Raw genomic sequence first — 12,376 nt, 5'->3', positions numbered from 1 at the left:
TATTTTATAAAAGTTTTAACGACAAATGTAGTGGAATATTATGAATAGCTCTCTTAAAAATTGCTTAAAAACAACTTAAAATTGTTATAAAAAGTAAACAGCAAATTTCTTTCCAAAAAATATTTGAAAAGAAATCTACTTATAAAAAAATACCAGGTATAAAGATTTTCTAATCTTCGTCTACCTCAATATCGTCTTGTTTAAATTCGCATTTGAGTCTAAAAGGGATTGGAGTTTCTGACCCTGTGTAAAAATCGTCGATCGTTCCTTTCCAGATTACCTGAAGCACTCCTTCTTCGTTTTTCTCAAACAAAAGCTCATTATCATAGATGAAAGCGTCTTCATCATCGAAAAGATCTACTTCTGTAAAGGTTTCTTCTTCAGAGTCGTTGATTATAATTGTTTTTCCTTCTATTTCCGACGAATCAATGGGAAAATCGAAAACTTCAAGTGAAAGTTGCGGAAAGTTGTACTGTAAAGAATCATCATCAACATGATCCAAACCATCATCCGTGATAATTTCAACTTCTAATAAGTGTTGTTGATTGCTGTAAACCGCTTTACAATAAGTGTTTCTGATATTGTACTTTAGCGTTTCGTCCGGATGGTAAATTTTTAAAATCCCTTTCATTATTTCTTAAAAAAAGAACTGTAATAATATGATTGTTAAACTGTTTCAGCAAAGATAAAAAATAGATTGATTGTGTAAAATTTTTTGAAAATTATTTTCGAAAATTTGAGCATAATTAATAATGCCTTTGGTCAAAAAGTATATTTTTATGATAAATACGTCAAAACCTTTGAGATTTGGAAAAACTATTAGTTGAAAAATCATATACTCTCAATATTCTTTTGCTACTTTTATAGTTTTAATATTTACTTTTGTTTTTATAAAGAATTCTGAAAAATGAAAAACATTTTATCTAAAAGTATTTTAGGTTTAGGCTTGCTGATAAGTCTTACTTCCTGCAAAAAGTATGATTCTCCGCTGACGAAAGTTACCCCTTCCAATATCGATTCTATTGCTTCGAATTATTATGAGCAATATTTAAAATTATATCCTTTGGATGCGACCTCACAAGGAGATTTGAGATATAATGACCAGCTTCCGATTAATATTGATAAAGATTTTATTTCCGGGGAAGTTGCTTTTTATAATTCCGTACAGAAACAGTTGGATAATGTTGATTACAAAAGTCTTTCCGATGAAGATAAGGTTGTTTATGATGTATTGGATTATACTTTGAAAGATAAAATTCAGGCTTATATTTATCATCCTGAATACATTCCTTTCACCCAGTTTGGCGGACTTCCGCTGAATTTTCCGTTGTATGGAAGCGGAGAAGGCAGCCAACCTTTTAAAACAGAAAAAGATTACACCGACTGGCTGAAAAGAATGGAAAAATTTCCTGACTGGATGAACGCTGCTGCCGATAATTTCCGTGAAGGAATTAACAACAAAGTGGTATTACCTAAAAAGCTGGTTGTCAAAATGATTCCTCAGATGAGAGCCGAGGAAATCACAACAACAGATTTAAACAAAAATATTTTCTACGGACCGATAAAAAATTTACCAAAAGGGTTCACTAAAGAGCAAAAAGAAAAATTCACAGCTCTTTATAAAGATGCTATTACTCAGAAAATCATTCCGGCTTATACCAAAATGGGTAATTTCTTAGAGAAAGAATATCTGCCAAAAGCGAGAGATACAGACGGTTACAACAGCCTTCCAAACGGTAAAGAAATTTATCAGTACTACGCCAAAAGCTGGACAACAACCAATAAATCTCCTGAAGAGATCAACAAAATCGGTCTTCAGCAGGTTGCCATGCTTCGCGGAGAAATGGAAAAAGTAAAACAGCAGGTTGGTTTCACAGGAACTTTGGAAGAATTTATCAATTTCGTAAAAACAGATCCAAAAGCAATGCCCTACAAAACATCAGAAGAGGTTTTGGGCGCATTCAATGGAATTTTAGCTAAAATAACGCCGAAGCTGAAAACAATGTTCTCGGTAACCCCAAAAACTAAATTTGAGATCAGACAGACTGAAAAATTCAGGGAAGCAAGTGCGAGTGCAGAATACATTCAGGGAACTCCGGATGGAAAAAGACCGGGGATTTTTTACGTTCCGCTTCCTGATCCATCGAAATTCAATGTGACTTCCGGCATGGAATCTCTTTTCCTGCATGAAGCAATTCCGGGACATCATTATCAGGTTTCTCTTCAGCAGGAAAATACAAAACTTCCGAAATTCATGAGATTTGGCTGGTTTGGTGCTTATGGTGAAGGTTGGGCACATTATTGTGAGACTTTAGGTCCGGAATTCGGGTTGTACACAGATCCTTATCAGAAAATGGGATATCTGAGCGACCAGATGTTGAGAGCCGTAAGATTGGTCGTTGACACAGGTTTACACACCGGAAAAATGACGAGAGAGGAAGCTATAAAGTATTTTTTAAGCAATATTTCTTACGACGAAGCCGGAGCAACTGCCGAAGTTGAACGATATATGGCGATGCCGGGACAGGCTTTAGGCTATAAAATAGGTTCTTTGAGAATCCGTGAATTGAGAGAAAAATATCAGAAAGAATTGGGAAGCAAATTTAATTTGGCTAAATTCCATGATGAAATTTTGAGTCAAGGTTGCCTTCCTTTGGATGTTCTGAACAGGAAAATGGAACTTTGGGCAAAAAAACAGAAGTAATTTAGCAGAAGAAATTCCTCATTAAAATATGAAAGTCACGAATTAATTTTTGTGGCTTTTTTGTTTAGCTTTATCTTTTTAAATTGAAATCATGATAAAAACGTTTTATTTTATTGTAATCTTCGCTTTTGGATTGTGCTTTTTAAGTTGTAAAAAAGGAGAAAAGAATGAAATAGACTTTGAAAAATTCAGTGTAGATAAAGGTCTTCCGCAAAACGATACGATTAAACTTCTTTCAAAACATCCTGAATTAAAATTGTTTAAAGATGAAAAAATAGAAAGCAAAACAAGAACGGCTTATATTATTGAAACAACAAATCTTTTTCAGGTTGACAATTATAAATGTAAAGCTGCTTCTAAAAATGACACTTTAGAAATTTTGTTAAATAATAACAACGGATTTTTTGGAAACGGAGTTTTATTAAAGGTATTTGAAGACCGTTTTTTAATAAAGGATATTGATCCGAAGACATTGCATGGCGAAATAAAATTCATTAAAACAAGACCTGTTTATCAAAAACTAGCATTAAATAAGAGTAATTTTCAGAAAAAAGACAGCATTTACGGATTTATAGATTATGCCACGAAAGTAGATTCATTTACAAAGATTTTCAGAGGATATTTCAAAGCTATTATTAAATAAATTATCTTACCTTTTTACTTTCGATAAAAGGAATTTAAACCTATAAAAATTATGATACAAAGTCTACAATCACTTTTCACAAGAGATTTAAATAAATTAAAAACAGAAATCGAATCATACAAAAATGAAAAAGTCATCTGGGAAATCGATAAAAATATTTTAAACTCTGCAGGAAATTTATCTCTTCATTTGGTTGGAAATATCAATCATTTTATTGGATCAATCCTCGGAAATTCCGGATATATCAGAAACCGCGAACTTGAATTTTCATTAAAAAATGTTCCAAAATCGGAATTAATTCAAAAAATAGAAAATACAATTGAAGTAGTAAATTCTTCGCTTGAAAAACTGTCTGCAGAAGATATAGAAAAAGTATATCCCATTGAACCTTTGAGATATACAATGACCACAGGATATTTTTTAATTCACTTAATTGGGCATTTGGAGTATCATTTAGGGCAGATTAATTATCATAGAAGATTGCTTGATCTGGGGTAATTTTTTAATTATTATTTCTGAACCACCCCGTCAAAAATTCTTTGAATTTTCGCCACCCCTCCAAAGGAGGGGAATTTTGTGGCTGCAATTTGTTTTTTACTTCTCAAACATCATTTTTGTAATAAAATCTTTCTCCCCTTTTCCTCTTGCCGGAGAATATTCTCTTCCGTAAAAAATGATTTGAAGATGTAATTTATTCCAAACACTTTCTTTCCAAATATTTTTGGCGTCTTTTTCTGTTTCTACGACGTTTTTTCCGGAAGTGAGCTTCCATTGCGTCATTAATCTGTGAATGTGCGTATCGACAGGAAAAGCAGGAAACCCAAAACCCTGGCTCATCACTACGGAAGCCGTTTTGTGACCAACACCGGGTAAAGCTTCCAGCTCTTCATACGTTTGCGGTACTACTCCATTATGCCTTTCTAAGAGAAGCTCTGCCATTCTTTTCAGATTCTTTGCTTTTGTATTGGACAGTCCTATTTCCTTGATTAATTCTTTGATTTCTGCGACTTCCAGTTTTGTCATTTTTTCGGGTGTTCCTGCAACTTTAAAAAGATTCGGAGTCACCTGATTTACTTTTTTATCGGTCGTTTGTGCAGAAAGCGCGACAGCAACCATTAAAGTATAGGCATCTGTGTGCTCCAACGGAATCGGAACTTCAGGATATAATTTTTCTAATTCTACCTGAACGAGCTCGGCTCTTTGCTTTTTTGTCATTTAACCATTAAATTTGAACAAAAATAAATTATTATGTTGAAAGTTGGAGATAAATTACCAGAATTTCAAGGAATGAACCAAGACGGGGAAACGATACAATCTGAAAAATTAATTGGAAAAAAATTAGTTATTTTCTTTTATCCTCAGGCAAACACACCAACATGCACTGTGGAAGCGTGTAATTTGAGTGATAATTATTCAAAACTGGAAAAAGCGGGATTTCAATTATTAGGAATAAGTGGTGATTCGGTAAAAAAACAGAAAAACTTTCACAGCAAATTTGCTTTTCCTTACGATCTTATTGCCGATGAAAATCGTGATATTATTGAGAAATTCGGAGTTTGGCAGGAGAAAAAAACTTTCGGAAAAACGTATATGGGAACTGTGAGAACAACCTTTATTTTCGATGAAAACGGAATTTGTACAAGAGTTATTGAAAAAGTAACTTCGAAAAAAGCTGCCGAACAAATTCTGGAAGCGTAAAATAATCTGTTTGGGCTAAAGCCTTGTTTGATTTTCTCTTATTGAAAAAAAACGGGCTAAAGCCCGTTCCTATTGATAAAATTCATTCCTGCAAAATAAAGTTTTAGATTTTTTATTATTCAGAATGATAAGATTAACAATATTATTCTGTTTCGTAATACATTAATTCTTCCGGATCATCGGGAATTGTTACAAATTTCCGGAATTTCAGCCCTAACTTTTCAATTAGTTTCTGGGACGAAAAATTATCTTTCGTCGTTATGGCAGAAATCTTTTTTAAGCCAAAATCATCCATTCCGACAGATTTTATTTTGAAAGCCGCTTCGTAAGCATAGCCTTTTCCTTCGAATTCATCCAGCAAAGAAAATCCAATATCTACAACATCTAAACCTTCTCTTTCAAAGATTCCCACTCCACCGATTTTGTGATTTCCTTCTTTTGTAACCATCAAATAATTACCGTAGCCCAATTTTTCGAATTGAGGAAGAAACCTGCTTGTAATATAATTTTCTGCATCAGAAACCGTTTTTAAATTACGGTCACCAATAAATTGAATAAATTTTGGTCTGTTGTAAAGATCAAGAATAAACTCCCCATCCTCCAAAGAGATGGGACGAAGGATCAATCGTTCTGTTTCGTAGAAATTATCTGCGTTTTGTTGATTTTGTTGATTTTTTAGGCTCATCTTTTGGTTCTTCTTTTTTCACAATTTTTAAAAGCCTCGGATTATTGGTGCATTTTTTATTATAAAGCTCAATATAAGCTCCGTTATCTTTAACGTTGGTAATCGTTCCTGCTGATTTACTGATTGTTAATGTAAAATGTTTTTTCTGATAAGGACATTCTTTTGAAGTAAGCTTTCCCAAATCAAGGTAATAATTCGACTTATCTTCATAATAATTTCCTGCCATATCCCTAAATTCTTCATCAACAATATATCCTTCTGTTGCTGCAAAAATAGCTGCATCCTGAATGTCATCTACCTTTCCTACAAACTTTTTAAGTCCATCAAGATCAGTAACATATTCTGTTTTTACGCCTGAAGAATACACAATATAATAAAATTCATCTTCTTCCGCAATTCCAATATTAAATCCCGAAGATTGAGGGATATAGTCTTTCACAGCTCCAGACTGTTTGATAATATTATCTTTTCCGTAGCTCTTATGAATTAAAACCCATGAATCTGTTTTAATATTCGGAATAATATTCTGTAAAATATTTGAAACATTAGAAAACTGTTTTTTCTCTTGAGAATAAGAAAATATTCCCAGAAATATAAAAACGAATAAACTAAATTTATTTGTAAATTTTACCATAATTCAAAGAACGCAGAAAGCATACCAATTATTTTACATGAACTTGTCTCCTTTTTTGAGATTTTTCAGATCAAGAACATAGTCTTTTATCAGCTGATCGTTATCTCTCGGGCAAATCAGCAAGGCTTTATCTGTATCTACTATGATATAATTCTCCAATCCATCAATAATGACAGCCTTATTCGTATTTTTCAAACGAATAACGTTTCCTTTTGAATTATAAGTAAGAATATGCTGCTTTGGTTTTATAGCATTATGATTATCATCCTTATCTGCATTTTCATAAACAGAAGTCCAGGTTCCAAGATCGCTCCATCCCAGATCGGCAGGAATTACATAAACGTTCTTCGCTTTCTCTAAAATCCCGTTATCTATGGATATTTTCTGAACTTTAGGATAAATAAGATCAATACAGCTTTTTTCACTTTCTGCATTATACTCACAAGCCATGAAATGCTGCGTCATTTCGGGCAGATACGTTGCAAAAGCGTGATGAATACTTTTTACGTTCCAAATAAAAATCCCTGCATTCCACAGAAAATCCCCGCTTTCTAAAAAGCTTTTTGCAATTTCCAGAATAGGTTTTTCCGTAAAGGTTTTTACTTTATAATAATCGGAATTATGCTTGTCTACAAACTGAATATATCCATAACCTGTATCAGGTCTTGTCGGAGTAATTCCTAAAGTAATCAGATATTCATTTTTAGCTGCGATATCGAAAGCAAGCTGTACTTTTTCTAAGAAAGTTTCTTCTTTCAAAATTAAATGATCTGCCGGCAAAACAATCATTGTTGCATCCGGATTGATCTCAGCAATTTTATTTGCCATATAAAGATTACAGGGAGCCGTATTTTTCAATAATGGTTCACCCACAATATTTTCCTGCGGAACTTCCGGTAACTGCTGGTGAGAAAGCTCAATATATTCTTTATTTGTGATTACAAATATATTCTCATTAGGAATAATTTTGCTGATCCTGTCATAGGTCTGCTGAATCATTGTACGACCAACTCCTAAAATATCCTGAAATTGTTTTGGAAATTTTTGCGTACTCATAGGCCAGAATCTACTCCCGATTCCTCCCGCCATAATTACGCAATATCTATCTGATTTTAACATTCTTAAGTACATTTTTCTACCCTTGCCAAAGGTTTGAAAGAATACTTCCTTCCCGTAGCCAGGTTCTTACAAAGATAGTTTTTTTTAATTAGACCTTCTAACAAATACTTTTCATTCCGATAAATAAAGAAGTCCCCTTTTTGTAATTTTTCAATAAACGAAAGGTTATCATCTTGTTTTTCAATATGAAAATATTTAACCAAATCCGGACTCGCCATAAAATTAGCTTTCGGAGATTTTGAAAATCTCACAATGATCGGTCTTAGATTTTCTTCATAAACCTCAAGACTTTGCAATAACATTTGTCTGAATGTTTCTTTCCATTCATTTCCGTGGGGAGAAATTCTTCTTCCATACTTTTCAAATGCTATGAGATGTGCCAGTTCATGAGTCAGCACAAAGAAAAAAAGTTCCGGAACTAAAGTTGAATTTATCGTAATTTCATGAGAATTATCCGGAAGCTTACGATAATCTCCCAACTTAGAATTCCTGTTTTTTGTAACTTTTATATGAATATAATAATCTGCAAACCAGATTTTTAAATATTGAAGTGTATTTTGCGGTAAATATTTTTCTAGCGACTGGATAGACATTTTACAAACTTAGTGGAATTCCTGCATAGAAATTCAACAATTTAAGACTGAAAAGATAATTAAATTTAGCCTGAGCCACAGAACCTTGTGCATTTGCATAATTGTTTCTGGCAACATTCACATCATAAATTGTTGATCTTCCTGCTCCATAACTTTTATCTGCAAAATCCAAAGCCAGTTTTGTGCTCTTTTCTGCCTGAACTGCCGATAAATAAATTTCATAGTTGGCATCAACATCGAACTGAGCCTTCTGAACATTCTGTCTTACAGTCTGTTTCTGTTGTTCTAATGTAACTTTAGCTATACTTTCGTTAATTCTGGATTGTTCTACCTGCAGTTTGGTAATTCCTTTGTTGAAGATAGGAATATTAAGTGATAACCCTGCATTTTGTCCAAACTGATCTTTATATTGCTCAAAAAAAGTTCCTTGTACAACACCAGGAGGAACGTTAAATGATTTATTGTAAAAAGTATTAAGACCGGCACTGGCTGTTAATGTAGGCCAAAAAGCTGTTTTCGAAACTTCTGTTTGTGCCGTTGCAGATTTTATTCTGCTTTCTGCCGCTTTTATCTGAGGCTGTGTTTCATAAGCTGTTGCTAAAACTTCTTCACCGGATTTTAACTGCGCCTCCAATTGATCAGGAACATTTACATCTTCCACATCAAAATCTTTATATTCTTCCAGTTGTAAAAGCTGAACCAGCGCAAATAAACTGCGATCTACATTAATTTCTGCCGTTTTAAGGTTCTGTTTTTCTCTTGCCAGACCAGATTCCGCTTCTGCTAAAACCGTTTGAGCTGTAGTACCCACATTGGTGGTAATTTTTGCTCTGTCATATTGTTTTTGAGCATTTTCAACGGCAGCCTGTGAGATTTTTACAATTTCTTTATTTAATAACGTTGTTAAATATTGTTGTGCAATTTGAAGAGAAATATCATTTTTAATCGTTTCGATATCGTATTGACTTGCTTCTACATCAAATTCCGTTTTTCTAACAGTTTTTTCCAGTCGTCCATTGTTGTAAACCAAGATATCTGCCCCAAGATTGGCACTGTTATTGAACCTGTCGTTTCTATAACTTCCTGCTCCTAATGACCCCTGTCCGAAGCTCACGCTGTTTCCAATACTTGCAGATACAGACGGAAGATAGTTTCTCTTCGCTGTTTTCAGATTAAGATCCTGCATTTGTTTCGAATACTCATTTTGGATCACCTGAAGATTATGTTTGGTTGCATAATCTACACATTCTCTCAAAGACCACTTTTTCTGGGCATTGGCAGCCAGGCAAGATAATCCCAAAATAATAGTCAAAACTTTTTTCATATTAGATTTTTCCCTATTAGACGAAGTAAATATAAAAAAGTTACAGTTTTAAAAAATTATTGTTTCATTTTAATCAAACTTTTGAGAATTTTGTATCATGACAAATGAACAATATCAGGAAGCCGTCGACTGGCTTTTCGTACAAGCCCCGAATTACCAGATTGATGGAGAGAAGGCATATAAACCAGGATTAGATAATATCACGAAACTTTGTGATTTTTTCGGGAATCCTCAGGAAAAAATAAAATGTATTCATATTGGAGGTACAAACGGAAAAGGATCTTCAAGCAATATGCTGGCTTCGGTTTTGCAGGAATCGGGTTATAAAGTCGGCTTATATAATTCTCCTCATCTTATTGATTTTACGGAACGTATCAAAGTCAACGGTAAAAACTGTGATAAAGAATTTGTCTTTAATTTCATTCAAAAACTGAAAGGTCTTCCGGAAGACATCCTTCCTTCTTTCTTTGAATTTACAACAATCATGGCTTTTGAATACTTCCATCAGCAGAAAGTAGATTTTGCTATTATTGAAGTTGGTTTGGGCGGAAGATTGGACTCTACAAATATCATTAAGCCTTTGGTTTCTGCAATCACAAATGTTCAGTTGGATCATCAAAATATTTTAGGAGATACCCTTGAAGAAATTGCAGGAGAAAAAGCGGGGATTGTAAAAAATAACATCCCAATCATTTCAGGAGATGAAAATGAAACGGTAAAAAACATCATTAAAAATAAAGCAGAAAAAGAAAATGCACCTTTTATTGATGCAGCTTTATTAAAAACGGATTTAAAATCTGATTTAAAAGGAAATTATCAGGAAAAAAACATTAAAGTTGTTTTAGCTTTAATTGAAGAATTGAGAAAATTAAATTTTAATATTTCTGATAAAAACATTGAAGAAGGACTTTTGTCTGTTCATAATAATACAGGATTTATTGGGCGTTGGTTTGAGTTTTCACAAAACCCTTTGACAATTTGCGATACTGGTCATAACCAAGCCGGCTTGGAATATGTTTTTACTCAATTAAATTCTATTGATAAACACAAACATGTCATTTTAGGCTTCGTGAATGACAAAAAAATAGATGAAGTAATGGCTTTACTTCCTGAAAATTCTGATTTTTATTTTGCAAAACCTTCTATCAACCGAGGAAGACACCCAAAAGATTATGAAAATTTGTTATTGGATGCAAAAATTTCTTATAAAATTTTCGATTCTGTACAGCAGGCGTATCTTTCTGCAAAAGAGGAATGTACAAATGAAGAAATGATTTTTGTCGGCGGAAGCAACTTTGTAGTGGGAGAATTTTTAGAAAAAAATTTGGAGATTTCCGAATAAGTCGTATATTTGCACCACTCTAAACGAGGAAACAAGTATAGGGGCTCTTAGCTCAGTTGGTTCAGAGCATCTGGTTTACACCCAGAGGGTCGGGGGTTCGAATCCCTCAGGGCCCACTAAAAAGGATACTGAAGCCTTTCAAAAAATTTCAGGGCTCTTAGCTCAGTTGGTTCAGAGCATCTGGTTTACACCCAGAGGGTCGGGGGTTCGAATCCCTCAGGGCCCACAAAACCTCTCAATTTATTGGGCGGTTTTTTTGTTTACAATATTTGTTAATTAGTTTTCATAAAACTATTTATTATGTCCGGGAGCATAATGCTTTGCCGATTTTGCGCCGGTTACCTTTTTTACCTGTCCCGGAGGGAGACCTTTGTTTCCATTCGATTTCAGAGGGACGCAAGAAACCAAAAATAACCCTGCCAGAATTACAGTCCCTACTTTTTTTAGTGTTTTCATTATTACATTCTTTATTTATAATCATTAAAATATTGTGCCAATACAATTATTATAAAGACTTTCAATGTCATTTTTAAATTTTAATCTTTTGTAAACAAATCATTAAATTTGACAACCAAATTTTAATGTTGAATGAAAAAAATGAATCAGCTATGGACATATTAATGTCAAAAAGGGAAATACTGCGAAGACTAAACAGCATTACAATAAAACCTTCAGGCTTAAAGCAAAGGAAATACGGCATTTCTGTAAAATATTTTTCCGATAATGAACAGAACCCATACAAAAGAATCGATTACCAACTTACGACCGATTTAATAATTGATGGTCATGAAGGTGTTTTAACGATTGACAAAAAAGATATTCATTACAATCAACATAAAGCAGACAATATTAATGAAATTCTGGGAAGTTCTATTTCTAAAGCATTTTATCCCGTGAAAACCCATCTTAATGAAAAAGGTTTATGTACAGATGAAATTCTTAATCATGAGGAAATAAAAGAACGGTGGAAAAAAGAAAAATCCATCATCCTCGAAAAATACAACAGCGGATCTTTAGATAATTTTTTTCTTGAAGCTGATAAAAAATTTAGCAATAAATATCATTTGGAACACAGTCTTCAGTTTGACTGGTTTTGGAATTTATTTTTTCATCCAAAATTTATCAATTACGGAGATACAAGGCAAAAAGAAACCGCATTATTTTTGTCGGTTGTTCCGTATCAGTTTCCTCTGAAATTTTCCGGAATTCAGACTATTCATAAAATTCCGACGGATTTTCATTCCTTTACCATAGATTTTCAAAGCAGAGAACAAAAGGCCCATCCTTATTTTATTTCTAAAAAACATAAGGCTTCGAACTCTTTTATGACCTTAAAAGTGGTTTTTGATCTCGATTTATACCATCATTTTCCGATGCATATTTGTGCTGATTTTGAAGTTTTTTCAAAAGACCAGTTCGGAAATAAAATTTCAATAAAAAAAATAAAATATACCCAGTTCCAACAAAATACAGAAGATTTTAAACAGATGAGACTAAGCAATACCAGCCCTTTTATTACTGGAGGACTCATTGTTTCCGAACCTAATAAATGGGGATTCTACAAAAATAAATATGAGAATGACTGGTAAAAATAGATTTGAATAAAAAATGCTAAATTTACACACCACACAAAT

The 12,376-nt window shown here is 33.3% G+C and carries 14 protein-coding genes and 2 tRNA genes; 8 read left to right on the top strand and 8 right to left on the bottom strand.

Going from position 1 to position 12,376, the window contains the following annotated elements; translation table 11 throughout:
• Window positions 1-169: 169 nt before the first annotated feature.
• Complete coding sequence (locus tag ABD745_RS18075) at window positions 170-631, bottom strand: hypothetical protein (RefSeq protein WP_344833379.1); 462 nt, start codon at window positions 629-631, stop codon at window positions 170-172.
• Window positions 632-907: 276 nt separating this feature from the next.
• Between ABD745_RS18075 and ABD745_RS18070 the strand changes: the two genes are divergently transcribed.
• The 3 genes from ABD745_RS18070 (at window position 908) to ABD745_RS18060 (ending at window position 3,845) form a co-directional block, all read left to right on the top strand.
• Window positions 908-2,704, top strand: coding sequence for a DUF885 domain-containing protein (locus tag ABD745_RS18070; protein ID WP_344833376.1), 1,797 nt, complete (start codon window positions 908-910; stop codon window positions 2,702-2,704).
• A gap of 91 nt (window positions 2,705-2,795) precedes the next feature.
• Window positions 2,796-3,347 (top strand): hypothetical protein, encoded by a 552-nt coding sequence (locus tag ABD745_RS18065; RefSeq protein WP_344833373.1) that lies wholly within the window; start codon window positions 2,796-2,798, stop codon window positions 3,345-3,347.
• Window positions 3,348-3,395: 48 nt separating this feature from the next.
• Complete coding sequence (locus tag ABD745_RS18060) at window positions 3,396-3,845, top strand: DinB family protein (protein WP_344834052.1); 450 nt, start codon at window positions 3,396-3,398, stop codon at window positions 3,843-3,845.
• 96 nt (window positions 3,846-3,941) lie between these two features.
• On the opposite strand, the gene ABD745_RS18055 is transcribed toward ABD745_RS18060, so the two are convergent.
• On the bottom strand, window positions 3,942-4,562 hold the full coding sequence (locus tag ABD745_RS18055; protein WP_344833371.1) for an endonuclease III domain-containing protein: 621 nt from the start codon (window positions 4,560-4,562) through the stop codon (window positions 3,942-3,944).
• A 33-nt stretch (window positions 4,563-4,595) separates the two neighbouring features.
• Here ABD745_RS18055 and bcp point away from each other — a divergent pair, with 33 nt between their 5' ends.
• Entirely contained in the window at window positions 4,596-5,045 is a 450-nt protein-coding gene (bcp, locus tag ABD745_RS18050; protein WP_344833369.1) for a thioredoxin-dependent thiol peroxidase, read from the top strand.
• Window positions 5,046-5,187: 142 nt separating this feature from the next.
• On the opposite strand, the gene ABD745_RS18045 is transcribed toward bcp, so the two are convergent.
• Genes ABD745_RS18045 through ABD745_RS18025 form a run of 5 tightly spaced genes read right to left on the bottom strand, consistent with a single transcriptional unit; the run spans window position 5,188 to window position 9,400 of the window.
• Window positions 5,188-5,730 carry a GNAT family N-acetyltransferase gene (locus tag ABD745_RS18045; RefSeq protein WP_344833367.1) on the bottom strand — a complete coding sequence of 181 codons (543 nt, stop codon included), beginning with the start codon at window positions 5,728-5,730 and terminating at the stop codon, window positions 5,188-5,190.
• Entirely contained in the window at window positions 5,690-6,364 is a 675-nt protein-coding gene (locus ABD745_RS18040) for a hypothetical protein (RefSeq protein ID WP_344833365.1), read from the bottom strand. Before ABD745_RS18040 ends, ABD745_RS18045 begins: the two co-directional genes overlap by 41 nt.
• A gap of 33 nt (window positions 6,365-6,397) precedes the next feature.
• Window positions 6,398-7,483, bottom strand: coding sequence for a mannose-1-phosphate guanylyltransferase (locus tag ABD745_RS18035; RefSeq protein WP_344833362.1), 1,086 nt, complete (start codon window positions 7,481-7,483; stop codon window positions 6,398-6,400).
• Between the two features lie 2 nt (window positions 7,484-7,485).
• A complete protein-coding gene (locus ABD745_RS18030; protein ID WP_344833360.1) occupies window positions 7,486-8,076 on the bottom strand; it encodes a SprT-like domain-containing protein in 591 nt (196 codons plus the stop codon).
• Between the two features lies 1 nt (window position 8,077).
• Window positions 8,078-9,400: a TolC family protein gene (locus ABD745_RS18025; RefSeq protein ID WP_344833356.1), complete on the bottom strand. Its 1,323-nt coding sequence runs from the start codon at window positions 9,398-9,400 to the stop codon at window positions 8,078-8,080.
• Between the two features lie 97 nt (window positions 9,401-9,497).
• On the opposite strand from ABD745_RS18025, the gene ABD745_RS18020 reads away from it, so the two are divergent.
• The 3 genes from ABD745_RS18020 to ABD745_RS18010 all read left to right on the top strand — a co-directional run bounded on the left by ABD745_RS18020 (window position 9,498) and on the right by ABD745_RS18010 (window position 10,968).
• Entirely contained in the window at window positions 9,498-10,742 is a 1,245-nt protein-coding gene (locus tag ABD745_RS18020; protein ID WP_344833353.1) for a bifunctional folylpolyglutamate synthase/dihydrofolate synthase, read from the top strand.
• 41 nt (window positions 10,743-10,783) lie between these two features.
• Window positions 10,784-10,858: transfer RNA gene (locus ABD745_RS18015), tRNA-Val, on the top strand.
• A 35-nt stretch (window positions 10,859-10,893) separates the two neighbouring features.
• Window positions 10,894-10,968 (top strand) — tRNA-Val (locus tag ABD745_RS18010).
• Between the two features lie 65 nt (window positions 10,969-11,033).
• Here the strand turns inward: ABD745_RS18010 and ABD745_RS18005 are convergent.
• The gene (locus tag ABD745_RS18005; RefSeq protein ID WP_344833351.1) at window positions 11,034-11,198 is read right to left on the bottom strand and encodes a hypothetical protein; all 165 of its coding nucleotides are present in this window, start codon (window positions 11,196-11,198) and stop codon (window positions 11,034-11,036) included.
• 152 nt (window positions 11,199-11,350) lie between these two features.
• Here ABD745_RS18005 and ABD745_RS18000 point away from each other — a divergent pair, with 152 nt between their 5' ends.
• Window positions 11,351-12,331, top strand: coding sequence for a hypothetical protein (locus ABD745_RS18000; protein WP_344833349.1), 981 nt, complete (start codon window positions 11,351-11,353; stop codon window positions 12,329-12,331).
• The last annotated feature ends 45 nt before the right edge of the window (window positions 12,332-12,376 follow it).

Origin of the sequence: Chryseobacterium ginsenosidimutans, from assembly GCF_039536845.1 — a bacterium.
Taxonomy (GTDB): domain Bacteria; phylum Bacteroidota; class Bacteroidia; order Flavobacteriales; family Weeksellaceae; genus Chryseobacterium; species Chryseobacterium ginsenosidimutans_B.
This window is presented reverse-complemented; position numbering and strand designations above follow the sequence as displayed.

Coding starts and splice junctions, on each gene's coding strand:
- ABD745_RS18045 (WP_344833367.1), bottom strand. CDS start 5,730: ATGAGCCTAAAAAATCAACAAAATCAACAAAACGCAGATAATTTCTAC.
- ABD745_RS18070 (WP_344833376.1), top strand. CDS start 908: ATGAAAAACATTTTATCTAAAAGTATTTTAGGTTTAGGCTTGCTGATA.
- ABD745_RS18000 (WP_344833349.1), top strand. CDS start 11,351: ATGGACATATTAATGTCAAAAAGGGAAATACTGCGAAGACTAAACAGC.
- ABD745_RS18035 (WP_344833362.1), bottom strand. CDS start 7,483: ATGTTAAAATCAGATAGATATTGCGTAATTATGGCGGGAGGAATCGGG.
- ABD745_RS18005 (WP_344833351.1), bottom strand. CDS start 11,198: ATGAAAACACTAAAAAAAGTAGGGACTGTAATTCTGGCAGGGTTATTT.
- ABD745_RS18055 (WP_344833371.1), bottom strand. CDS start 4,562: ATGACAAAAAAGCAAAGAGCCGAGCTCGTTCAGGTAGAATTAGAAAAA.
- ABD745_RS18025 (WP_344833356.1), bottom strand. CDS start 9,400: ATGAAAAAAGTTTTGACTATTATTTTGGGATTATCTTGCCTGGCTGCC.
- ABD745_RS18020 (WP_344833353.1), top strand. CDS start 9,498: ATGACAAATGAACAATATCAGGAAGCCGTCGACTGGCTTTTCGTACAA.
- bcp (WP_344833369.1), top strand. CDS start 4,596: ATGTTGAAAGTTGGAGATAAATTACCAGAATTTCAAGGAATGAACCAA.
- ABD745_RS18040 (WP_344833365.1), bottom strand. CDS start 6,364: ATGGTAAAATTTACAAATAAATTTAGTTTATTCGTTTTTATATTTCTG.
- ABD745_RS18075 (WP_344833379.1), bottom strand. CDS start 631: ATGAAAGGGATTTTAAAAATTTACCATCCGGACGAAACGCTAAAGTAC.
- ABD745_RS18065 (WP_344833373.1), top strand. CDS start 2,796: ATGATAAAAACGTTTTATTTTATTGTAATCTTCGCTTTTGGATTGTGC.
- ABD745_RS18030 (WP_344833360.1), bottom strand. CDS start 8,076: ATGTCTATCCAGTCGCTAGAAAAATATTTACCGCAAAATACACTTCAA.